The sequence below is a fragment of the Mesobacillus selenatarsenatis SF-1 genome, from assembly GCF_000813125.1.
Taxonomy (GTDB): domain Bacteria; phylum Bacillota; class Bacilli; order Bacillales; family Cytobacillaceae; genus Mesobacillus; species Mesobacillus selenatarsenatis.
Genome location: NZ_BASE01000089.1, coordinates 21,341 through 42,149 on the forward strand (window position 1 = coordinate 21,341; position 20,809 = coordinate 42,149).

At 41.9% G+C, this 20,809-nt stretch carries 24 protein-coding genes and 2 pseudogenes; 21 read left to right on the forward strand and 5 right to left on the reverse strand.

What is annotated here, in order from left to right; genetic code table 11:
* The first annotated feature begins 120 nt into the window (after positions 1 to 120).
* From galU to cydS, 6 genes are all read left to right on the forward strand, one after another.
* Positions 121 to 1,017: a UTP--glucose-1-phosphate uridylyltransferase GalU gene (gene galU / locus TY49_RS17920; RefSeq protein ID WP_041967281.1), complete on the forward strand. Its 897-nt coding sequence runs from the start codon at positions 121 to 123 to the stop codon at positions 1,015 to 1,017.
* A 1-nt stretch (position 1,018) separates the two neighbouring features.
* The gene (locus TY49_RS17925) at positions 1,019 to 2,341 is read left to right on the forward strand and encodes a UDP-glucose dehydrogenase family protein (RefSeq protein WP_041967282.1); all 1,323 of its coding nucleotides are present in this window, start codon (positions 1,019 to 1,021) and stop codon (positions 2,339 to 2,341) included.
* Positions 2,342 to 2,470: 129 nt separating this feature from the next.
* Positions 2,471 to 3,118: a phosphatase PAP2 family protein gene (locus TY49_RS17930; protein ID WP_041967283.1), complete on the forward strand. Its 648-nt coding sequence runs from the start codon at positions 2,471 to 2,473 to the stop codon at positions 3,116 to 3,118.
* 279 nt (positions 3,119 to 3,397) lie between these two features.
* A complete protein-coding gene (locus tag TY49_RS17935) occupies positions 3,398 to 4,744 on the forward strand; it encodes a cytochrome ubiquinol oxidase subunit I (protein ID WP_041967284.1) in 1,347 nt (448 codons plus the stop codon).
* On the forward strand, positions 4,741 to 5,766 hold the full coding sequence (locus TY49_RS17940; RefSeq protein WP_041967285.1) for a cytochrome d ubiquinol oxidase subunit II: 1,026 nt from the start codon (positions 4,741 to 4,743) through the stop codon (positions 5,764 to 5,766). Before TY49_RS17935 ends, TY49_RS17940 begins: the two co-directional genes overlap by 4 nt.
* Before the next feature lie 11 nt (positions 5,767 to 5,777).
* Positions 5,778 to 5,876, forward strand: coding sequence for a cytochrome bd oxidase small subunit CydS family protein (gene cydS, locus TY49_RS25600; RefSeq protein WP_396654820.1), 99 nt, complete (start codon positions 5,778 to 5,780; stop codon positions 5,874 to 5,876).
* A 47-nt stretch (positions 5,877 to 5,923) separates the two neighbouring features.
* Here the strand turns inward: cydS and TY49_RS17945 are convergent, their stop codons facing one another.
* Entirely contained in the window at positions 5,924 to 6,247 is a 324-nt protein-coding gene (locus TY49_RS17945) for a BC1872 family protein (protein ID WP_041967286.1), read from the reverse strand.
* Between the two features lie 148 nt (positions 6,248 to 6,395).
* On the opposite strand from TY49_RS17945, the gene TY49_RS25455 reads away from it, so the two are divergent.
* Positions 6,396 to 6,524 (forward strand): hypothetical protein, encoded by a 129-nt coding sequence (locus TY49_RS25455; protein ID WP_269745767.1) that lies wholly within the window; start codon positions 6,396 to 6,398, stop codon positions 6,522 to 6,524.
* A 157-nt stretch (positions 6,525 to 6,681) separates the two neighbouring features.
* Here TY49_RS25455 and TY49_RS17950 read toward each other — a convergent pair whose 3' ends face one another.
* Entirely contained in the window at positions 6,682 to 7,674 is a 993-nt protein-coding gene (locus tag TY49_RS17950; protein WP_041967287.1) for an LLM class flavin-dependent oxidoreductase, read from the reverse strand.
* A 471-nt stretch (positions 7,675 to 8,145) separates the two neighbouring features.
* On the opposite strand from TY49_RS17950, the gene TY49_RS17955 reads away from it, so the two are divergent.
* The 8 genes and pseudogenes from TY49_RS17955 to TY49_RS17990 all read left to right on the forward strand — a co-directional run bounded on the left by TY49_RS17955 (position 8,146) and on the right by TY49_RS17990 (position 15,077).
* Entirely contained in the window at positions 8,146 to 9,747 is a 1,602-nt protein-coding gene (locus tag TY49_RS17955; protein WP_041967288.1) for an ATP-binding protein, read from the forward strand.
* 44 nt (positions 9,748 to 9,791) lie between these two features.
* Positions 9,792 to 10,463, forward strand: a complete 672-nt coding sequence (locus TY49_RS17960) for a response regulator (protein ID WP_041967307.1) — start codon at positions 9,792 to 9,794, stop codon at positions 10,461 to 10,463.
* 58 nt (positions 10,464 to 10,521) lie between these two features.
* A pseudogene (locus TY49_RS24345) lies at positions 10,522 to 10,647 on the forward strand (hypothetical protein); the annotation flags it as partial.
* A gap of 129 nt (positions 10,648 to 10,776) precedes the next feature.
* Positions 10,777 to 11,787: a tripartite tricarboxylate transporter substrate binding protein gene (locus tag TY49_RS17970; RefSeq protein WP_041967290.1), complete on the forward strand. Its 1,011-nt coding sequence runs from the start codon at positions 10,777 to 10,779 to the stop codon at positions 11,785 to 11,787.
* A gap of 87 nt (positions 11,788 to 11,874) precedes the next feature.
* The gene (locus tag TY49_RS17975) at positions 11,875 to 12,333 is read left to right on the forward strand and encodes a tripartite tricarboxylate transporter TctB family protein (protein ID WP_041967291.1); all 459 of its coding nucleotides are present in this window, start codon (positions 11,875 to 11,877) and stop codon (positions 12,331 to 12,333) included.
* 14 nt (positions 12,334 to 12,347) lie between these two features.
* Positions 12,348 to 13,859 (forward strand): tripartite tricarboxylate transporter permease, encoded by a 1,512-nt coding sequence (locus TY49_RS17980; RefSeq protein WP_041967292.1) that lies wholly within the window; start codon positions 12,348 to 12,350, stop codon positions 13,857 to 13,859.
* Positions 13,860 to 14,013: 154 nt separating this feature from the next.
* Positions 14,014 to 14,256 (forward strand): hypothetical protein, encoded by a 243-nt coding sequence (locus TY49_RS17985; protein WP_041967293.1) that lies wholly within the window; start codon positions 14,014 to 14,016, stop codon positions 14,254 to 14,256.
* A gap of 101 nt (positions 14,257 to 14,357) precedes the next feature.
* On the forward strand, positions 14,358 to 15,077 hold the full coding sequence (locus tag TY49_RS17990) for a C39 family peptidase (protein ID WP_041967294.1): 720 nt from the start codon (positions 14,358 to 14,360) through the stop codon (positions 15,075 to 15,077).
* Between the two features lie 69 nt (positions 15,078 to 15,146).
* On the opposite strand, the gene TY49_RS24770 is transcribed toward TY49_RS17990, so the two are convergent.
* Together TY49_RS24770 and TY49_RS17995 are read right to left on the reverse strand one after the other, a co-directional pair.
* Positions 15,147 to 15,317, reverse strand: coding sequence for a hypothetical protein (locus TY49_RS24770; protein ID WP_156972721.1), 171 nt, complete (start codon positions 15,315 to 15,317; stop codon positions 15,147 to 15,149).
* Positions 15,318 to 15,637: 320 nt separating this feature from the next.
* Positions 15,638 to 16,279 carry a spore coat protein gene (locus TY49_RS17995; RefSeq protein WP_041967295.1) on the reverse strand — a complete coding sequence of 214 codons (642 nt, stop codon included), beginning with the start codon at positions 16,277 to 16,279 and terminating at the stop codon, positions 15,638 to 15,640.
* Between the two features lie 502 nt (positions 16,280 to 16,781).
* Here TY49_RS17995 and TY49_RS18000 point away from each other — a divergent pair.
* The 5 genes and pseudogenes from TY49_RS18000 to TY49_RS18015 all read left to right on the forward strand — a co-directional run.
* On the forward strand, positions 16,782 to 17,606 hold the full coding sequence (locus tag TY49_RS18000) for an amino acid ABC transporter substrate-binding protein (RefSeq protein WP_041967296.1): 825 nt from the start codon (positions 16,782 to 16,784) through the stop codon (positions 17,604 to 17,606).
* Positions 17,593 to 18,294: an amino acid ABC transporter permease gene (locus TY49_RS18005; protein ID WP_041967297.1), complete on the forward strand. Its 702-nt coding sequence runs from the start codon at positions 17,593 to 17,595 to the stop codon at positions 18,292 to 18,294. Before TY49_RS18000 ends, TY49_RS18005 begins: the two co-directional genes overlap by 14 nt.
* A 24-nt stretch (positions 18,295 to 18,318) precedes the next feature.
* Entirely contained in the window at positions 18,319 to 19,053 is a 735-nt protein-coding gene (locus tag TY49_RS18010) for an amino acid ABC transporter ATP-binding protein (protein ID WP_041967298.1), read from the forward strand.
* Positions 19,054 to 19,129: 76 nt separating this feature from the next.
* Positions 19,130 to 19,297, forward strand: a complete 168-nt coding sequence (locus TY49_RS24775; protein ID WP_156972722.1) for a hypothetical protein — start codon at positions 19,130 to 19,132, stop codon at positions 19,295 to 19,297.
* 15 nt (positions 19,298 to 19,312) lie between these two features.
* Positions 19,313 to 19,642: pseudogene (locus TY49_RS18015) on the forward strand (redoxin domain-containing protein); the annotation flags it as partial.
* A 169-nt stretch (positions 19,643 to 19,811) separates the two neighbouring features.
* Here TY49_RS18015 and TY49_RS18020 read toward each other — a convergent pair.
* Positions 19,812 to 20,375: a DUF1259 domain-containing protein gene (locus TY49_RS18020; RefSeq protein WP_369390361.1), complete on the reverse strand. Its 564-nt coding sequence runs from the start codon at positions 20,373 to 20,375 to the stop codon at positions 19,812 to 19,814.
* A 301-nt stretch (positions 20,376 to 20,676) separates the two neighbouring features.
* Here TY49_RS18020 and TY49_RS25460 point away from each other — a divergent pair, with 301 nt between their 5' ends.
* On the forward strand, positions 20,677 to 20,799 hold the full coding sequence (locus tag TY49_RS25460; protein ID WP_269745769.1) for a hypothetical protein: 123 nt from the start codon (positions 20,677 to 20,679) through the stop codon (positions 20,797 to 20,799).
* Positions 20,800 to 20,809: the final 10 nt, after the last annotated feature.

Sequence of the window (20,809 nt, forward strand, 5' to 3'; positions counted from 1 at the left end):
GCAGGAATCTATTATCTTTCACCGGTTGATAGTCTATTTTTGAATTGGTAGGCCTTTAACGTGCCGGGAGCTTGGCATTTTGAATATAAAAGACTATGGAATTCAAAAGGGAGGCAGCATATGAAAATCCGAAAAGCGATTATCCCGGCAGCCGGACTCGGGACAAGATTTTTACCGGCAACAAAAGCACAGCCTAAGGAAATGCTGCCGATCGTTGATAAGCCGACAATCCAATATATCGTAGAGGAAGCAGTTGCCTCAGGGATCGAGGAAATCATTATCATCATCGGCAGGGGAAAAAGATCGATAGAAGATCATTTTGATAAATCATATGAACTAGAAGATGCGTTATTAAGAAAGAATAAGCTTGCTATTTTAGAAGAGGTTCAAAAGATATCAAGCCTGGCAAATATCTATTATGTCCGGCAAAAAGAAGCGATGGGCCTGGGACACGCTATCCTTTGTGCCCAGAGCTTTATTGGTAATGAACCGTTTGCTGTGATGCTAGGAGACGATATTGTGATGTCTGATACGCCGTGCCTGAAGCAAATTATCGATGTTTTTAAATACTGCAACAGTTCTGTTGTAGCGATTCAAAGTGTGCCTGACAGCGATGTCAGTAAGTATGGAATCATCAAACCGAAAGGGGCAAATCTTGAACCGAACTTGTTTTATATTGATTCGCTGATAGAAAAGCCTGAAAAAGAAGATGCTCCATCTAATTTTGCGATCATGGGCCGTTATGTTCTAAGACCGGAAATATTCGATGTACTCTCAAAGCTGCCAGCAGGTCGAGGAGGAGAAATTCAGCTGACCGATGCAATCAATGAGCTAAATAAACGGCAGGCAGTCTTGGCATACAACTTCGAGGGTAAGCGATATGATATCGGGGATAAAATCGGTTTCATCAAGGCAACGGTTGATTTCGCACTGCAAAGGGAAGATACAAGGGACGATGTCATTGAGTATTTGAAAAACGTGTACGACATGCCGGGCATGAAGAGAGAGAGTGACTGACATGAGGGTCGCTGTACTTGGAACAGGATATGTCGGACTGTCCACAGGAATCTGCCTGGCGGAAATCGGCCACAATGTGATTTGTATAGACATTGATGAAAGAAAAATAAATAAACTTAAGGAAAGAAAGTCCCCGATCTATGAACCGGGTCTTGAAGAACTTCTCATTAAAAATTCCTCTACAGGAAGACTCACTTTTACTACATCTCACCCGTATGCATTGAACCACGCGGACATTATCATTATTGCCGTCGGTACACCTCAGAGTGACAATGGGCGGGCGGATCTGAGCTTTCTTGAGCAGGCCGCAAAGGACCTCGCTGAACATATCATCCGGGATTCGATTGTCGTGGTTAAAAGCACGGTCCCCGTGGGCACAAATGAATATTTGAAACAGCTGTTACTTGGGCAGCTGAAAAATAAGGTTGAGATCAAGATGGTCTCCAACCCAGAGTTTCTGCGGCAAGGGTCAGCCATTCAGGATACCTTGAAAGCGGACAGGATTATCATCGGTTCTGACGATGCGGGTGCTTCTGAAAAAATCCAGGAAATGTATCGGCCGCTGAACGTTCCGTTTTTATTGACGGATGTAAGAAGCGCCGAAATGATCAAATACGCCTCCAATGCTTTTTTGGCAACGAAGATCAGCTTTATCAATGGAATCGCCAATCTTTGTGAAGCCGTAGGAGCAGACGTGGAAGATGTAGCGAATGGGATGGGCTACGACAAGAGGATTGGATCAGCCTTTTTAAAGGCCGGAATAGGGTACGGAGGCTCTTGTTTTCCGAAGGATGTAAAAGCGCTGCTGCATACATCCAGGGAGAAAGGGGTTCCTTTTTCCTTATTAGAAGAGACGATTGCCATCAATGATCATCAGCAAGAGCTGCTTGTAGGTAAGGCGCAGAAACGACTCGGAGAATTGAAGGGGAAGAAAATCGCCATGCTTGGCCTTTCCTTCAAGCCAGAAACGGATGACATGAGGGAAGCACCGTCGATAAAAATTGCACGTGCTTTAACTGCAGCAGAAGCTAAGGTTGCAGCCTACGACCCAGTTGCATCCGGCAATGCAAGAAAGGTCATCGGTGAGATCATCACCTACGTGGACTCAGCATTGGAAGCGGCAAAAGGAGCAGATGCGTTGTTCATTGTCACAGAGTGGGAAGAGTTCAGACAGCTAGAATTCGAAGCACTGTTGGATGTCATGAAGCAGCGAATCATCTTTGACGGCAGGAACTGTTTAGATGAAGCAGCTCTTCAGGAATGCGGGCCAATTGAATATTATCCAGTCGGGAGGCCGGCGGTTATTTTAAGAAGGGATGATTGAGTTCATTCCTTCTTTTGTTTGCTTATTATTTTACTAACTTGTTAATGAGGTAATCGTGAAAGGACTTTTGAAAATGAAGGATTCGGGAATAGTAAGGGTGATTTAAAAAGCACTGGAGGGTACTGATTCGTGAAGTTTAATCTGCAGCTTTTAATCGCCTTTTTTGGTTCGTTATTCGGCTTTATCGTTATGTCTTATCTGGTACAGGCTGAACATCTGGTTATGTTCGACCGGGTTGTTATGGATAGGGTACAGGGGCTCGACGCAGAGGGCCTGACAGCGGCTATGAAATTCTTCACCTATATTGGCTCTTTAAAATTTATCGTCATCCTGACCATTCCAATTTTCCTATTTCTTTTTTACGTGTTAAAACTTAGGCTGGAGATCCTTGTTTTCCTGTCTGTTGTTTATATTGCACCGATTCTGAACAGGTTGTTGAAACTGTATTTTCATCGTGCCCGCCCTGATTTTAACATGCTGATTGAAATAGGGGGATACAGTTTTCCGAGCGGCCATGCAATGAATGCTTTTTCTTTTTACAGCATCCTTGCTTTCCTGCTCTGGCGCCATGTCCCGACCCGCATGGGGAGAATCGCTGTCATCCTCCTCAGCACCTTTATGATTATTGCGATTGGATTGAGCAGGGTTTATTTAGGTGTCCATTATCCGAGTGATATCATTGGAGGCTTTCTTGCCAGCGGCATATGGGTCGCAGCTGTTATCTGGTTTTTCCAAGGGTATAAAGAAAAGCTGGAAATACCGAAACGGGCACACTGACAATATACTGTTTTTTCGTTTTAACAGGCCAGAGAACGGGAATGAAATGAAAGACGCCAAAATGGATTACATAACATATTTTTCTCACATTTATATTGTATAAAAGAGATGGGCTTAGTGCATGTACCAAAATGTGATTTATTGAACAAACTTTCGAGGTGAAATTATGTATAAAAAACAAGAAAGAGTGCTTATGTGGCTGGCCTTTATTGTGGCTGCAATCATGGGTCTGTCATTTATCGGACGTATTTTTGCTGGATAGAAAAGGGGAGTTAAAAAATGGGGAATGAAGAATCAGTTTTTTTCAGTCGTGTCTTAACGGAGCTTACATTATCCTTCCATATTATTTATGCCACCATCGGGGTCGGAATACCACTGATGATCATGATCGCTCAGTGGCTGGGAATCAAGAAACAGGATGAGCATTATATCCTGCTAGCAAGAAGATGGACGCGGGGCTTTGTCATCACCGTTGCGGTCGGAGTTGTGACAGGGACGGCTATTGGCCTGCAGCTTTCCTTGCTATGGCCTAATTTTATGGAACTGGCGGGCAATGTGATCGCTCTCCCGCTGTTCATGGAAACATTCGCATTTTTCTTTGAAGCGATTTTTCTCGGCATTTATCTATATACGTGGGACCGGTTTGAGAATCAGAAGAAACATTTGCTGCTGCTGATCCCGGTTGCGGTTGGGGCTTCTTTTTCAGCCGTGTTCATCACGATTGTCAATGCATTCATGAATGCGCCGCAAGGTTTTGACCTTGTGAACGGCCAGCTGGTCAATATCAATCCAATTTTGGCGATGTTTAATCCGGCGATGCCAACGAAGGTCGCCCATGTTTTGGCAACAGCTTATATGACTTCAGCATTTGTCCTTGCTTCGATTGGCGCATACCGACTCTTAAAAGGATCAGATCATATCTACCATAAAAAAGCGTTATTTTTAACGATGAAAATTGGTCTTATCTTTTCAATTGCGGCTGCGGTCATAGGAGATTTCTCAGGTAAATACCTCGCCGAATACCAGCCTGAAAAGCTTGCAGCAGCCGAATGGCACTTCGAGACACATGAGGGAGCACCGCTGGTGTTGTATGGAGTTCTTGATGATGGAGAAGTAAAATATGCACTTGAAATTCCTTATGCACTAAGTATTCTAGCTCACAGCAATCCTAACGCTGAAGTGATTGGCCTTAATGAATTCCCTGAAGACGAAATTCCGCCATTGTATATTCATTATTTGTTTGATGGAATGGTAACAATCGGGATGTGGATGACAGCCCTTTCGCTTGTCTATGTTGCCGGTGTATGGATGAAATGGAGCTTTATCAGGACGAGGTGGTACCGCTGGCTGATTGTCTTGGGTGGACCTCTTTCGATGGTAGCGATTGAACTCGGCTGGTGGTTTGCTGAAGTCGGAAGGCAGCCATGGATCCTTCGAGGAATCATGAAGGTTGAGGATGCGGCAACCACAAGCGGACAGGTCGATTTGATGCTGCTGCTGTTTGCAGGTTTATATTTGATTCTTGCCATTGGCAGCACCGTTGTGCTAACAAGGATGTTCCGGAAAAATACAGTTGAACAAGAACTGGCAGACAGGGAACTAGAGAAGGAAGGTGAGTTTCGATGACACTTGAAATAATCGGGATATCGGTTCTTTGGCTCTTTCTCTTTGGGTATGTCATCGTCGCCTCCATCGATTTCGGAGCAGGTTTTTTCAATGCATACAGTTTGTTCAGGGGAAAGCAGCATATACTGACAGGGATTATCCAGCGCTATTTATCGCCTGTTTGGGAAGTCACGAATGTTTTCCTTGTATTTTTCTTTGTGGGAATTGTCGGGTTCTTTCCTAAAACAGCTTACTACTACGGAACCATCCTGCTGGTCCCGGCCAGTATAGGAGTGGTGTTGCTCGCCATTCGCGGAGCTTATTACGCCTTCACCACATACGGTGGATTGGAGCACAAGAGATATACGTATTTATATGGACTTACCGGCTTGTTCATCCCGGCCTCCTTATCGATTGTACTGACAATTTCAGAGGGAGGCTTCGTGGAAGAGACTGCATCAGGTGTGGAATTGGACTACTGGGCCCTGTTCACCAGCCCCTTGACATGGAGTATTGTCGTCCTTAGTCTGGCGGCAGTTCTATATATATCTGCCGTCTTTTTAACCTGGTATGCGAATAAGGCCCAGGATGAACCTGCTACAGAGCTGCTGCGGAAATATGCCTTGATCTGGTCTGTGCCTGCGATCGTGACGGCAACAGGTATCATCGTGGAACTTAAGGGCCATAACCCGGAACATTACAGCAGGCTGGTTGATTTATGGTGGCTGTTCGCCATCTCTTTTATCCTGTTTGTGGGGACCGTGTACCTGATCGGAAAAAGGAAGGCATACGGCGTGGCGTTTGGACTATTGACCGGCCAATTCTTTATTGCCTTTTTTGCCTATGGTATTTCGCATTACCCGTATCTGTTATATCCGTTTCTCAGCATATACGACAGCTTTACAAATGAAGCGATGGCGGTTGCGCTCATCATCGCGTTCATAGCGGGGCTGGGACTCCTGCTCCCATCATTGTACTTGCTGCTGAGATTGTTTTTATTTAATAAAGACTATGTCCAGGGGAAAAGGAATGACCACGCATAGGAGGTTGGAAAATGGCTGAATTCACAATGTTTTACGCACCTTTCATTGTCATAATCGCATCGATTGCCGCCTCATTCTGGCTGGCAGGGAAGGACGAAAAAGTGGAATAAATTCAAAAGAGCTGTCATCCAAGGTATGGATGGCAGCTCTTTTTGCGTTATGAAAGCTTACGCCACAGGGACGTACTGGACACAACTGAGTCATTTTCAATGATGGCATAGGCAGCATTTGTAATTGCTTCAGGTAAATGTTCCCCCGTACCTTTGAATTGGTTAAAAGCGGCTTCGGAAACTCCATTAGATGAAAAGCTGTAGCCTAACTTCTCCAGTCTCTCAACGACCAGCATCGCATGGACAAGGTTCTGTTCAGGCTTGAATTCAGAGTCATTGATGAAGACACCTTTTTCATAGTCGAACCATCGATCCCATCTGTTAAGCTTCCAGCCCAAAATCCTCCGTGCAATTGCATCTGTTTTAGTCATTCGTTCTACCTCTCTCTCAATTATTGTTATATAACAGATTATTTAAATAAATTATATTACATAACAGAATCGATGTGCAATGACAAAGATTTAATTTCTGATATTTTATTTTAAAAAATTGAGCATCTTAAAACTGGGGGTGACAAACATGAATGAAAAAGAAATCAGCCAGCCTAATGTAAGGTTGGGCGGAAAGATCGCTAAGGAAAAAGGCCGCACGAACGGTGAGTTAGGCAATGACCAGGACATCAATTCTGCCAAAAGCCGGAAAAAATAAGAAAGAGGGATGACCATGACAAACCGTAATGATAATCGTGAACGTAAAAACAAATATCCTAACAATAAAGAGAGAAATATATCGAAAGATGTGAACATTCGAAGTGAAATGACCAAAAAGGATTTGAAGGAATAACAGGAAGGGGGATTCCCCCTTCTTAAAGCAAGGCGTCAGCCAATAAGGTGTATGTATTTACCTTATCCTCGAAGCTATACAAATTATTGATAATCATGAACTCTTCAGTGCTGTATACTTCGCTAAGTTTCAGAATTGCATTTCTTATTTTTTCTGGTGTTCCAATGATCATCCGTTTACGATTTTCGATGATCTTAGATCGATCGCTAACTGTTAATGGAGTATTCCTCGCCTCCTCCAGCGACGGAATACGCGTATCCATCCCCTTTTCTACTCGCAAAAGCCACAAATCCTGGCTCAAAGCCAGTTCTTCAGCCTTTTCCTGGGTTTCCGCGCAAACGACGAATACACAAACATTTGCTTTAGGCTTATCCAGTAAAGGCGATGGTTGAAATTCGCGATAATATTGTTCCAGAGCTCGTTTACCATTAACCGGCGTAATGAAGTGGCCATAAGTAAAAGCTGTTCCATTTTCTGCTGCTAGTCTTGCACCTCGATGTGTAATCCCTAATAGCCATAATTCAGGAGAACCGGACACCTCTGGGTATGCTTTTACCTGTTGATATGGGTGGTCTCCGGGTAAATCATTTTTGAAAAATCCCTGCAAGTCTTTAACCTGTCTCGGGAATTCATTTTGGCTTTTGCGCAGCCCATCAGTCAATGCGAGCCTTGTCGTGGCTGACCCTCCTGGAGAACGTCCTAATCCCGCATCAATACGGTTCGGAAACAGCGCCTCCAGAACTTTGAAGTTTTCCGCGACTTTATAAGGGCTGTATTGCGGTAGCAGAACACCTCCAGAACCTACTCTGATTTTTCGAGTCCTGGATGCTATATGAGAAATCAGCACTTCTGGAGAGGAACCAGCGATGCCATTAGTATTATGATGTTCTGCCACCCAGAACCTGGTGTACCCAAGATCCTCAGTAATTTGTGCCAGTTCCACCGTTTTTCTTAAAGTTTCTCCCGCTGAATCCCCTTTACTGATGACAGATTGGTCAAGTACACTTAATTTCATTTTAACACCCCGCTATATTGTTGCTTCCTCCACTATGGAAACAAATTGTGAAAAAAGCAGGCCTTCAGTTTTAATCGCAACTAATTATAAAAAGAACGCTAGAGCCCTTCTAACGGACAAAAATTGAGAAAAAGCCGATGGTTTTGTCCGATAGAGCCCTTCTAACGGACAAAAATCGCGAAAAGACCACACGATTTGTCCGATAGAACTCTTCTAAAGGACACAAAACACGAATAGGTTGTCCGGCTTGTCCAATAGAGTTTTTTATCAGTATTCCCCGGTCGTGTACGGACAAACTAGCAACAGCAAGGATAGCCGCCTGGAGTATCAACACTTTTAGCTGTATTATTTCTGATCCATCAACAATGTTAAAAAGACCAAGGTGTTCAAACTTGTTAGATTAGGGTGACAATAATGGTAAAAATAATTAGAATATTAATAGATTTATAATAATATTTTACCGGGGGAGTCATGAAACGAAAAAAACTTCCAATGTCCCTGCAAACCAAAATCATTGGCTCAAATATTGTTAATACCGTGTTTATCATCTCCATTTTCCTTGTCATATCATTGGTGATTGAATATAAGCAGGTTGAAAAGCAGAGAGGGAACCAGGCTCTTCAATTGGCAAGAACTGTTGCTTCCATGCCTACCGTTATTCTGGCTTTTGAGCATGACGACCCTTCAAAAACTCTTCAGCCTCTCATGAATCAAATCAGGAAGGAAACCGGTGCTCAATTCATTGTTGTAGGCAATAAAGACGGACTCAGGTATGCGCATCCAGATGAGAAGAAACTTGGATTGTCAATGGTTGGAGGAGATAACAGCCCTGCATTAAAAGGTGAGTTTTATATTTCAAAGGCGAAGGGGTCGCTAGGCCAGTCAATCAGGGGGAAGGGGCCAATCAGAAATCAGCAAGGGGAGATAGTCGGTATCATTTCAGTTGGCTATATGATCGCTGACCTGAAAGAGGACGCTTTTCAGAGGGGCAAGGAAATTGGGTTCATATCATTAATCGTCGTGATGATTGGAATTCTCGCAAGCTATCTTCTAGCTGAAAACATCCGGAGGACAACTCTCGGATTGGAGCCTCATGAAATGACCTCATTGTACCTAGAGCGAAATGCAATCCTTTATTCGATAAAAGAGGGTATTATCTCAGTCGATAAAGATGGTTATATTACAATGATCAACCAATCTGCTAAAGAACTATTGGATATACAAGAGGACAGCATAAACCATAAAATTGAAAGTATCATTCCCAATACCGGCGTTTATCGTGTGCTGGAATCAGGGAAGCCTGACCGTGATCATGAAATCACTTTGAGAAATAGAGATATGATCATCAATCGAACTCCAATTTTTGAAAACGGTGATGTGATCGGGGTAGTATCAACATTTCGGGATAAAACAGAAATCAATAAAATGCTCGAGACTTTGACTGAAGTGCAAAGGTATTCAGAGGATTTACGAGCCCAAACTCATGAATTTTCCAACAAGCTTTATGTGCTTTCAGGGTTGCTGCAATTGGGCAAGCATGATGAAGCAATTGAAATGATCCAGGCAGAATCGGAAGTTCATGAAAGTCAGAACAAGATTATTTTCGACCAAATCTTTGATACGAAAATACAGGCACTATTATTAGGGAAACTCGGGAAAGCTTCTGAGAAAAAAGTTCAGTTCATCATTGATGAGAATAGCAGTATGGGTCCGCTCCCCGCACATATTCCCTATACAGATGTAATATCGATTATCGGGAATCTGATTGATAATGCCTTCGATGCTGTAGAAGGGAACAAAACGGGTGAGGTGACATTCTTCGCAATTGATCTAGGTGAGGACTTGATCATTGAAGTATATGATAATGGACCGGGGATTCCGGTCAAGGAAACAGATAAAATATTCGAAACAGGCTTTTCTACAAAAGGTGAAGAAAATCGTGGCTACGGCCTGGCAATTGTAAAGCAGGCAATTGATAAACTTCATGGAAACATTGAGGTGGATTCTAAACCAGGCAAAGGATCGATAATGACCGTTTACCTGCCGAAAAAAAGGCTCAATGCTGCAAATTAGGGACTACAGAAAGATTGAGAACACAGGGAGAAGGGGTGATGGTGATGATCAAGGCAGCTATTGCTGAAGATGATTTCAGGGTTGCGTCAATTCATGAACAGTTTTTAGAGAAAATTGAGGGTATTGCGGTCGTTGGTAAAGCATTGAATGCAAAGGAAGCCGTTGAGCTTTTGGAAAATAAAGAAGTAGATGTATTATTGCTGGATAACTATCTTCCGGACCGAAACGGTGTATCAATGCTGCCAGTTTTAAGGAAAAGGTTCGAGAATCTGGATATTATCTTGATTACTGCTTCTACAGAACGGAAAGTAGTGGAACCTTCGATCCGCAATGGAGTAGTTGATTATATAGTAAAGCCAGTCACTTTTGAACGATTCAAGGAAGCTCTGGAGAAAGTGGTTAGACGCAGGGAACTAATGGAATCAAACGAGGAGTTTAGCCAGGCAGTAATCGACCAGGTATTTACCGGAGGGCAGGCTGTCGGAGAATCCGATTTTCTGCCAAAAGGAATCGACCCGTTAACGCTCGGAAAAGTAGAGGAAACATTAAGTTCGCTAACAAGTGGCATTAACGCGGAGGATTTAAGTGAACATTTAGGCGCTTCAAGAACAACAGCCAGAAGATATTTGGAATACTTAATTTCTGTAGGCAAGGCAAGAGCTGAACTAGAATACGGAATTGTTGGAAGACCCGAGCGAAAATACTATTTGGTTTAAAACATCTCCTTTGAAAGGGGATGTTTTCTTTTATAGGCAATTCCATACTCGCCATCCAATTCACGAAACAGCGTTGACTCCGGAAGGACTTGGCGGAATGATTCAACTGATCGAGAACGGCACGATTTCCTCTAAGATTGCAAAGCAGGTGTTCAAGGAATTGATCGAAATCGGCGGCGACCCGTGAACAAAATGAACAAAATACCCAAAAAGTTTTTTATGCAAGTAATATTGTAAACGGTTACATTTTAATTATTCTGAATTAATATAGCGTTTAGGATGGAAGATTGATCTTTACAAAGGGGGAAACAAAATGAAAAAGTTTTTAGCGACAGCTGCGGCATTCACGATGCTGATTGCGGCAGGATGTTCCAACCAGTCTTCTGGTGACGGCAATGCAACAGGGGAAAATGGGGAATGGAAACCGACTAAACCGATTGAAATTACGGCTCCGGCTGGACCAGGGGGCGGTTGGGATACAACAGCCCGGATGGCTTCACAAGTTTTCGAACAGGAGAAAATCATTGACAAACGTTTACCAGTTGTCAATAAAGCTGGTGGAGGGGGAGCCATTGGATGGGCTTATATCGCCGGTAAAAAAGACAGCGAACACAATATGTTCGTTGCATCACCGCCATTACTTTTAGTGCCTTTGAACGGGCAATCTGAGTATGGATATGAAGACTTCACACCGCTTGCGAACGTAATTGCAGACTATGGCGCATTCGTTGTTAAGGCAGAAGCGAAGTGGAATAACTTGAATGATTTATTTGAAGACATGAAAAAGGATCCTGCAAGCGTCAGCGTTATTGGAACTTCATCACCAGGCAGTATGGACCATATGCAGTTTGTGAAGATCGCTAAGGCTGCTGGCGTTGACGTAACAAAGATCAAGTATATTTCTGACCCGGATGCGGGTGGTTTAACTGCTGTATTGAATGGAAGTGTGGATGTTTATACAACAGGTGTAGCAGAAACGATTGAACAAGTAAAAGCTGGAAAAATCAAAGTTCTCGGTATCACTTCTGAGGAAAGATTGGAAGGGGAAGTCTTATCTGACTTCCAAACAGCCAAGGAACAAGGAATTGATGAAACGTTTGTTAACTGGAGAGGCTTCTTCGGACCCCCGGGAATGGACCCTGCAGCCGTGAAGTACTATGAAGAAAAATTCAAAGAGTTAAGCGACTCTCCGGCATGGGATGAAATCCGCAAGAAGTATGGATGGGGAGAACTTTACATGGATAGTGAAGAGTACAGCGAGTTCTTGAAAACGGAAGCGGAAGACATGCAGAATCTTCTTGAAGAGCTAGGGTTGTCACGCTAACTTCCACCAGCTTAAAACGAACTGAATCGAAAGATAGAGCAGTTATGCCTGTTCTATCTTTCATTCTATTAAAAGAGGTGACTACCATTGCTTAGAAGAATCAATCAGAAAATCTCAGTTTTCCTGGCAATTCTAGCAGGTTTCTATTTGGTTTTAAGCTATAACCTGCCTAAATACCCTAATGCAATAATCGATGCGGACGTTGTGCCAAAGGGTCTAGGCTTTCTTTTGCTGTTTTTCGCTGTCCTTCTTTATTTAGATAAAAAAGAAGAGACTGAGGCAGAAAAAGTAAAGCGTACCATCAGTAAAGAGAATGTTCTATTGTTATTAGCGGTTCTTGTTTTTATATTAATCTATATTTTCTTATTAGAAATCATTGGCTTTTTAATCATGACTGCTTTGTTTATTTTTGGATGTTCATTATTCCTTGGATATAGAAAGCATGTAACGAATGCAATAGTTTCAGTTGCATTTTCTCTAGTTATTTACGGACTATTTAACTATCTTTTGAAAATTAATTTGCCAGCAGGAATTATCCCGTTGTAAGAGGAGGGTAGAGCATGGATGCATTTCAAGGTTTAATGTCAGGATTTCAAGTGGCTTTTAGTATAGAAGGAATCCTGTTTGTATTTATCGGTGTTTTTGTAGGTACATTCATCGGAATGATGCCAGGATTGGGACCAATCAGTGCAATCGCTATCATGATCCCGATTACTTATAGCATGGACCCTACGGTAGCGCTGGTTATGATGGCCGGAGTTTATTATGGTGCCATCTTTGGAGGCTCAAGTTCTTCAATCCTCTTGAACGCACCCGGTGTTGCTGGGACGGTCGCAACAGCGTTTGATGGATATCCGATGGCGCAGCAGGGGAAAGCAGGCAAGGCATTGGCAATTGCGGCAATTGCCTCTTTTACAGGCGGAACAGTCAGTGTCATTTTGCTCATGTTATTCACGCCAATTTTATCAGCAGTAGCGGTATCATTCGGACCGGCTGAATATTTTGCGTTGATGTTCATGGGACTGACAGCTATTTCAAGTTTGTCTGATGGTTCAACCATCAAGGCATTCATTTCCGCAACCCTAGGGTTTATCGTTGTGACAATTGGAATCGACAGTCAGACTGGTACAAGCAGATTCACGTTCGGGAACCCGAATCTTCTCGAGGGAATCGACTTCCTGGTCATCGCGCTCGGTTTATTCGCTTTGGCGGAGGTTAGTACACTCGTGTTGAACCGAAAAGATAATTCGATGAGTGACAATAAAGAGATTGGCAGTTTGCGGCTGTCAAAGCAGGATGTCAAGGAAATGAGTGGCCCAATGACACGGCAATCATTCTTGGGCTTCCTCATTGGTGTCTTACCAGGAGCGGGAGCAACAATCGCTTCCTTCATTGCTTATATTACGGAAAAGAAGTTGGCTAAAAACCCAGAAGAATTCGGAAAAGGTTCAATCAAAGGGCTGGCAGCACCTGAAACAGCGAATAATGCCGCTACTGGCGGAGCATTCGTGCCACTTCTAAGCCTCGGAATTCCAGGTTCAGGTACAACAGCAGTTCTATTAGGGGCATTTTTAGTATTAGGCGTTCAGCCGGGCCCACTCCTGATACAGGATCGACCAGAAGTATTCTGGGGAATCATCGCCAGTATGTATATCGGGAATATTTTTCTATTAATCCTGAACCTTCCGTTGATTCCTTATATCGCAAGGGTACTCAGGATTCCAAGACCGCTATTGATCTCACTCGTGATCATTTTCAGTTTGATTGGAGTCTATGCCATAAGCTTCAACACATTTGATTTGTACATGTTAGTCGCGTTTGGAATCATTGGATTCCTGATGAGGATGTTCTCGTTTCCGGCGGCGCCATTTATCCTCGCCTTTATTCTCGGAGGAATGATGGAACAAGCCTTCAGGCAAACGTTAACAATCTCAAATGGAAGTCTGGCTATCTTTTTGGATAAGCCAATCGCACTGACACTGATCATTGTAAGCTTGCTGACAATATTAGTTCCGATGTTTACAGGACGGAAAAAGCTTAGTGCGAAAAACGATACTGGGAAACCTTTATAATGACGAAAAACTGCAGGCCAGGTGGTTTGCAGTTTTTTTATTTCTAACGTATTACTGTCTTCCAATATTTACATTCCATATCCACTTGGAGAATGTTTACCAGCGTCCAGTTAGGCTATAAGTATATAAGAGTGTAATAGGAAGGAGTGGCAACATGAAGAAAAGAAACTTAATGCTTTCATTCACAATGGGGACAGGCCTATTGCTTGCCGGTTGCGGAGCCACTGAAGAGCCCCCGCCGGAAGAAGATCCGGTGATGGAACAGGATGAACAAGCTCCTCCGGCACCAGATGGTACACATGAATTACCTGACGAACCAAGAGAAGGTACAACCGAGAATGACGAGGAATTAACCGAAGAAGAACAGCAGATCATTGAGGAGTCTGTTGAAGAATAACGGAGGATAAAAACCTTAGAACCGTTTCGGTACTAAGGTTTTTTTACAATTAGAAGGTTTTAAAGCCAAAAACAAATAAATGCTACAAGGAGAGAAAAAGGTTGAGAAAAGCTTTTATACCGTTGATCATCATGCTTGCCGGGTGCTCTGGTGCAGAAAGTCCTCCTCCGGAATCAGACCCGGCCTCTAAAAATAAACAGCAAACTGAGGCTCAGAACTCAAATGAAAATAGTGAGGCAAAAGTGAAGCTAGATGCTCCACATATATCTCAATTGCCTGAATTAGAGCGAGGCTGCGAAGTCACAACACTTGCTATGCTTTTACAGCATGCGGGCCAGGATGTTGGCAAGATGGAGTTATCAAAGGAAATAGACCGTGTTCCATTTGAAAAAGACGGATTGAGGGGACATCCGGGTGATGGATTTGTCGGCAATATGAAAACAATGGACAAGCCTGGTCTTGGAGTCTACCATGGCCCTGTAGCCGAATTGGGAGAAGCTTACCTTCCGGGAAAAATACAGGACCTGACCGGAGAAGAATTTAACGAAGTGGAGAAGCATGTTAAAGATGGTCGGCCAGTCTGGGTGCTGGTACCAAGTACGTTTGCCGTTGTCCCAGAAAAGCATTGGGAAACCTGGGATACGAAAAAAGGCAAAGAAAAGATTACTTACAAGTGGCATTCGGTTTTGGTCACCGGTTTCGACAACAACAACGTATATGTAAACGATCCGCTTGGCGATAAAAACGATAAGCTCTCAAAAAAAGAGTTCATCGCAGGCTGGGAACAGTTTGGAAAACAGGCAATCACTTACAAACTATAAAAATGTAAAGAAGCTGTTTCTTCATTATTGAAGAAACAGCTTTTTGGTAGCCTGAATAGTCATGATGCCTTACTTCCCATCACTATCTGATTTATCATCATCCAGTTTGAAATCTTCATCTTCCACATCATTTTCAGTATCCTCGACAGGCGGTTCATTTTCCTGATCCGTCTCCGCAGAACAACCACTAAAGAAGATAGCAAGCGCTAATGGAATTCCATAAAATAGTTTTCTTTTCATGATAAGACCCCTTTCATCAAACCGCTTTCGGTAGGCAGACTTAGTAATATCTAAAACGTACCCGGTGATAATCTTTATAAACGTAAGAACCGTAGAGTGAAAAAGGGAGAAAAGTAAAGGTATTTTCAATCGTATTTGATTAAACATCAGGAGTTCGAGACGAAATTCTGGGTAAAAATGAAAATAACGTTAAATGAAAAAATTGACATATCTAGAGTGATTTTAAAATGAACCTCTATTTGCACGAAATTGGTAGAAAGCTTTTTGATTTAGTCAAAAAACAGGAAAGAAATCAGCGATTTCTTTCCCGTTTTTTAATCTTAGTTAGTCATGGAACCAGGCTGTTGGGGATTCGACTGGGTGTAGCTTGTCAGCATTTGGTTCATATCCTGCTGCATCAATTGTGGAACCTGATAATATCCATGTTTGTTTTGATAAAGGAAAATTTCATAGCTCAGTTCAATGAAATTCGGGACGCTGTCCGCAATGACACGTCGAAGCACGGGATTTGTCATCTCCAGTGCAGCCATTGCAAGCATAGACGACATCGATTTTGCCTGGCCCAGCATAAATCCTGAAATGCCCTGATCAGAAATCTCATTTAGTGAAGTCATAGGTTTCTTCGGCTGCCCTGGCTTAAGACCGTATATTACATCATTATTCTGGGTCATTTCGTATTGCTGAGTAGGTATCGTTGGGTCTTGCCCTGTTTTAAAACTCTCGACTATTGTGTTATATGTTTGAGTGACAAAAGCAGACTGACGCTGCAGAATTGTTTTTAACTCGGGATCCTTTATGTGCTGATCATAAATTAGGTACTGATCAAGCATACAGATGATTCCACTGATCACTTCGTGAGCATCAAAGAGCTCATGTCCCCCATGGTTGTTTGACATACTTTGCTTCATTGGCATGTTCGTTGCCATTTGATTGCCGTTTTGGTTCATGTTTTGCATTTGCATATTATTTTCCTCCTGGATTTTTGATGACCAATTTATGTTTTCCGATTTAAGGAAATTAATGTGCAAAAAATAGCTCTTAATGAATGCCATACTTTACAAAGTATTGAAATGAGGTAACTAATATTTAGTGGAAAGCCTTTTGATGCAAACAGAAATTGTCGATTCAAAAAAATCCAAGTTGAAAATTGCTTTTAAGTATATTCCCATTACTGGGAAAATTCCTAAGCAATTGGATGGCAATAGCATTGCTCCAGGAATGCTATTTGCTTAATGGGAAAAAGTAAAAAAAGAAATCAAGAGATTTTGAAAATGTAAATTAACGATTAATTGTTTTACTTTTTAAGTAAATTATTCGCATTGCTTATAGCCGTTCAAATTCCAATAATAATTAATACAGACAATTGGAATATTTATAAAGTGAAGTATAAACCTTTGACTATCATAAGAAATTGAATTATGATAATTAAATCTTATTAAACCGACTGAAATAGGAGGAATTAAAATGAAAAGACTTTCCTTTTTACTTGTACTAATCCTTTCCGCAGTTCTATTAATATCTGGGTGCGGTGGGCAGGAGAAAGATGATAAAGTGCTGCAAGGAAACGACGCAACCGAAAAAGAAAATTCAGTTCTTTCTAAGGTAGAAAAAGAAGGAAAACTTCTTGTGGGGACAGAAGGTACATACCCTCCATTTACCTTCCATGACAAGGATGGGAATCTAACAGGTTTTGATGTTGATATTGCAAAAGAAGTTGCCAAGAGACTAGGGGTTCAAGCGGAGTTCAAAGAAACTCAATGGGATGCAATGTTTGCTGGTCTTGATGCAAAGCGTTTCGATATGGTTGCAAACCAGGTTGGAATAAAGCCAGAAAGAGAAGAGAAGTATTTATTCTCTAACCCGTATATCACATCTACTGCAGTATTGATTGCTCATGAGGAAAACACTGAATTGAAAGGTTTTGAAGATCTTAAAGGTAAAAAGGCTGCCCAGTCCATGACAAGCAACTATGCTGACATTGCAAGGGAAAACGGAGCAGAAATTGTTGGGGTTGATGGCTTTAATCAGTCCATCGAACTAATTTTATCGAAACGCGTTGATGCCACTATCAATGAAAATCTTTCCTTTCTTGATTTTAAAAAGGCTAAGCCAGAGGCTAAGGTTAAAATAGTTGCAGAGAGCGATAATGCTTCCAAAAGCGGTTTGATGTTCAGGAAAGACAGCGACACTCTTGTCGAGGCGGTGAATGGTGCACTTGCGGATATGATCGCTGACGGTACCTATGACAAAATCTCTTTAAAATGGTTTGATGAAAATGTACTTGAATAATATATTGGCTGACCCTGAAAGGTTGGCAAGACTGATCGAAATTGCCCAAAATTCAGTTGTCCCCCTATTACAGGGGGCTATTTTTTATACAATCCCTTTAACGTTGATTTCCTTTGTTTGCGGATTAGGACTAGCCGTCTTGACAGCACTAGCCAGGATTTCAGATGTAAAAATTCTGCAGATAATTGCCAGGATCTACGTTTCCGCAATAAGAGGGACACCTCTGTTGGTTCAATTATTTATACTGTTCTATGGTTTGCCTACTATCGGGATTACCCTTGACCCATGGCCGTCTGCAATCATTGGTTTCAGCCTGAATGTTGGTGCCTATGCGTCTGAAATAATAAGGGCGGCCATTCTTTCTATACCTAAAGGTCAATGGGAAGCGGGTTTTTCCATCGGGATGAGCAGAAGGCAAGCGTTAAGGAGAATTATCATCCCTCAGGCTGCAAGGGTATCAATTCCACCTTTATCAAATACATTTATTAGTTTAGTAAAAGATACCTCGCTTGCATCCATGATTTTGTTAACTGAAATGTTTCGGCGAGCACAGGAAATCGCGACTACAAATTATGAATTTCTTCTTCTCTATACTGAAGCTGCACTCATATACTGGGTTATCTGTTTTATCCTCTCAATTGCTCAGGGAAGAATTGAAAATCGACTGGACCGGTATGTATCTCGGTAAATCGCTAGTGAAAGGAGGATTTGTATGATCTCTATTAAAGGTTTAAAGAAATCTTTTGACCAGCTGGAAGTATTGAAAGGACTTGATCTTGAAATTGACAAAGGTAAAGTTGTCGTTATAATCGGCCCATCAGGATCTGGAAAAACTACATTTTTACGCTGTCTGAATGTCCTTGAAACACCTACAGAAGGGAAAATTTCTATTGGCGGGCAGCAGATCGACTTTTCAGCAAAGGTTTCACCAAAATTGATTTCTTCGTTCCGCCGTCTTACCGGGATGGTATTTCAAGGATATAATCTCTTTCCTCATATGACGGCACTGGAAAATGTTATGGAAGGACCGGTAACTGTCAAAAAAGAAACGAAAGTTAAGGCTCGACAGAAAGCAGCCTTCTTCCTGGAAAAAGTAGGACTCTCTGACAAAGTGGATTTTTATCCATTTCAGCTGTCAGGAGGCCAGCAGCAACGTGTAGGCATTGCAAGGGCTCTGGCGATGGAGCCGGAAGTCATGTTGTTTGACGAGCCGACATCAGCCCTGGATCCTGAGCTTGTGGGCGAGGTTTTAAAAGTTATGAAGGATCTGGCAAACGAGGGCATGACGATGGTCGTTGTAACTCATGAAATGCGATTTGCCCAGGAAGCGGCTGATGAAGTGATTTTTATGGACGGGGGCTTTATCGTTGAACGGGGTGCACCCGACAACATTTTCTCCAATCCAACAGCTGACCGGACAAAACAATTTTTGCGGATGATTCAGTAAGGACGTAATTTTGAAAACCAATTGCTGAATTAATTAGAAAAATTTTAGTATCTATTAACTGAATAGGGAGATACTCATGAAATCAAAAATCGTATTATTTATGCTCTTGTCAGTCCTGGTCCTGGCAGGGTGCGGCCAAACAAAATTAGAAGGAAACATGACATTGTTGAATCAGGACAATGACGAAATTACTTTCCCGCAGGAAAAACCAACACTATTTTTTTTCATTACCACATACACCTGAACTCTTTGTCAACAGCAGCTGGTTCAGTTGAATGAGAACCTTGATCAATTAAAAGATCTGGATGTAAATATGTATATTATCAGTAAAGATACGCCTGAACAACAACGGGAATTATACGATGCTCTAGCCAGGGAGTACGGCAAAAGTTTACCTTTCATTTCTGATCCTGATCTGAAAATGGTAGAGCGTTTTGACATGAAAAATGGAGATGTAGCCTACAGAGGATATGGGCTCCTTGATGAAAAAGGGAATGTCATATTCCATACAGTCAATGATCATTGGGGCGAACAATTTGATCAAACAGTTAAAGAAATAAAGGATGAATATCACAGCCTTTCACAATAAATTCTCTTATATTGCTGAATTCCTAATATAAAAATGCTGCCGGTTAAAATAACGGCAGCATTTTTATTGATTTAAAGTGGCATTAAGGGAAATAAAGGATAATAGTGGTCAATTCTTTTTTTACGAAGAAAATGATTAGCTGATAATTAAGAGGAATAGATTGTTTCCATTAGAATAAACCAGCGTCTTTAGCGGCTTCTATACTGTCTTCAGCAAACCGAAAAGGATCCCCAATATTTTCCCAGTGCATATACATTAAACGTGGGTCTTCAAAAAGCCAGTGGTTATGGACAGCGGTTACTATGATTCCTCTTTTCCGTAATTCTGACAGGAAAGGATTGATTTCTTTTTGAAGGATAACTGTTTCGCCAAGATTCAATGTCTTTCCATTTCTTTTATTTTCAAAAGACAGTGCAAACGGCAGAGCAAGCGGGGAACGGGTACGGCGGCCTAAGATAGTAGCTTTTATATTCCTAAGACGTGAAACAACACAGACAGGGTCTGTAGTCAAAATATCTCCTCCGATAATATCTGCAAGCTTCTCGCACATCGAAGTACTTATATCACCAACTTCTCTTCCGCGAGAATGTCTGTCTCCTCTCCTTGCACCACGGTGGTTGTCACTCGATTCAAATTCCCCTTCAAACAGATGATGATCATCTTTTCCATTACGGCGATTTGAAAACCGAAATGACATTTGGTTGCCAAAGTCATCAAATTCTCTTCTTTCCACTCCAACTCATCTCCTTTCATTTCAACTCATACACAGTATATTCAGAGAAGATGGACATGTCTGGATATATATCTTGGGATAAATACCTGTTTTTAGAAGAGCGCTTGCTTTCGTCTTCCTTTTGCAGGAATGTCAACGGAATTGGCGAAAAAATTTACGGAGGAGATAAATGCTGAACCGGTTTACATGAACTAAAAGCATAGACCTAGAAAAGAATCACAAACTAGGAATGTCGTTAAGGGTTGGTAGTTCTTGCATCCTTAATGGTAACAAGAGTTTAACGATAAGAGGGGTGAAAAATTTGGCTAAAAGTAAACCTAAGCATGATAAAGCTCTTCCAAAAGCTGATATTGAATTTGCAGAGGAAAGAGGAAATGGTTTTGAAAAGGTAGCATTAAAAGCTCAAAGGAAACTAAATAAATGATTTGCTTCTG

What these genes read in the sequence shown, in the direction of transcription:
- galU (WP_041967281.1), top strand. Translation starts at nt 121, where the DNA reads ATGAAAATCCGAAAAGCGATTATCCCGGCAGCCGGACTCGGGACAAGA.
- TY49_RS17925 (WP_041967282.1), top strand. Translation starts at nt 1,019, where the DNA reads ATGAGGGTCGCTGTACTTGGAACAGGATATGTCGGACTGTCCACAGGA.
- TY49_RS17935 (WP_041967284.1), top strand. Translation starts at nt 3,398, where the DNA reads ATGGGGAATGAAGAATCAGTTTTTTTCAGTCGTGTCTTAACGGAGCTT.
- TY49_RS17940 (WP_041967285.1), top strand. Translation starts at nt 4,741, where the DNA reads ATGACACTTGAAATAATCGGGATATCGGTTCTTTGGCTCTTTCTCTTT.
- cydS (WP_396654820.1), top strand. Translation starts at nt 5,778, where the DNA reads ATGGCTGAATTCACAATGTTTTACGCACCTTTCATTGTCATAATCGCA.
- TY49_RS17945 (WP_041967286.1), bottom strand. Translation starts at nt 6,247, where the DNA reads ATGACTAAAACAGATGCAATTGCACGGAGGATTTTGGGCTGGAAGCTT.
- TY49_RS25455 (WP_269745767.1), top strand. Translation starts at nt 6,396, where the DNA reads ATGAATGAAAAAGAAATCAGCCAGCCTAATGTAAGGTTGGGCGGAAAG.
- TY49_RS17950 (WP_041967287.1), bottom strand. Translation starts at nt 7,674, where the DNA reads ATGAAATTAAGTGTACTTGACCAATCTGTCATCAGTAAAGGGGATTCA.
- TY49_RS17955 (WP_041967288.1), top strand. Translation starts at nt 8,146, where the DNA reads ATGAAACGAAAAAAACTTCCAATGTCCCTGCAAACCAAAATCATTGGC.
- TY49_RS17960 (WP_041967307.1), top strand. Translation starts at nt 9,792, where the DNA reads ATGATCAAGGCAGCTATTGCTGAAGATGATTTCAGGGTTGCGTCAATT.
- TY49_RS17970 (WP_041967290.1), top strand. Translation starts at nt 10,777, where the DNA reads ATGAAAAAGTTTTTAGCGACAGCTGCGGCATTCACGATGCTGATTGCG.
- TY49_RS17980 (WP_041967292.1), top strand. Translation starts at nt 12,348, where the DNA reads ATGGATGCATTTCAAGGTTTAATGTCAGGATTTCAAGTGGCTTTTAGT.
- TY49_RS17985 (WP_041967293.1), top strand. Translation starts at nt 14,014, where the DNA reads ATGAAGAAAAGAAACTTAATGCTTTCATTCACAATGGGGACAGGCCTA.
- TY49_RS24770 (WP_156972721.1), bottom strand. Translation starts at nt 15,317, where the DNA reads ATGAAAAGAAAACTATTTTATGGAATTCCATTAGCGCTTGCTATCTTC.
- TY49_RS17995 (WP_041967295.1), bottom strand. Translation starts at nt 16,279, where the DNA reads ATGCAAATGCAAAACATGAACCAAAACGGCAATCAAATGGCAACGAAC.
- TY49_RS18000 (WP_041967296.1), top strand. Translation starts at nt 16,782, where the DNA reads ATGAAAAGACTTTCCTTTTTACTTGTACTAATCCTTTCCGCAGTTCTA.
- TY49_RS18005 (WP_041967297.1), top strand. Translation starts at nt 17,593, where the DNA reads ATGTACTTGAATAATATATTGGCTGACCCTGAAAGGTTGGCAAGACTG.
- TY49_RS18010 (WP_041967298.1), top strand. Translation starts at nt 18,319, where the DNA reads ATGATCTCTATTAAAGGTTTAAAGAAATCTTTTGACCAGCTGGAAGTA.
- TY49_RS24775 (WP_156972722.1), top strand. Translation starts at nt 19,130, where the DNA reads ATGAAATCAAAAATCGTATTATTTATGCTCTTGTCAGTCCTGGTCCTG.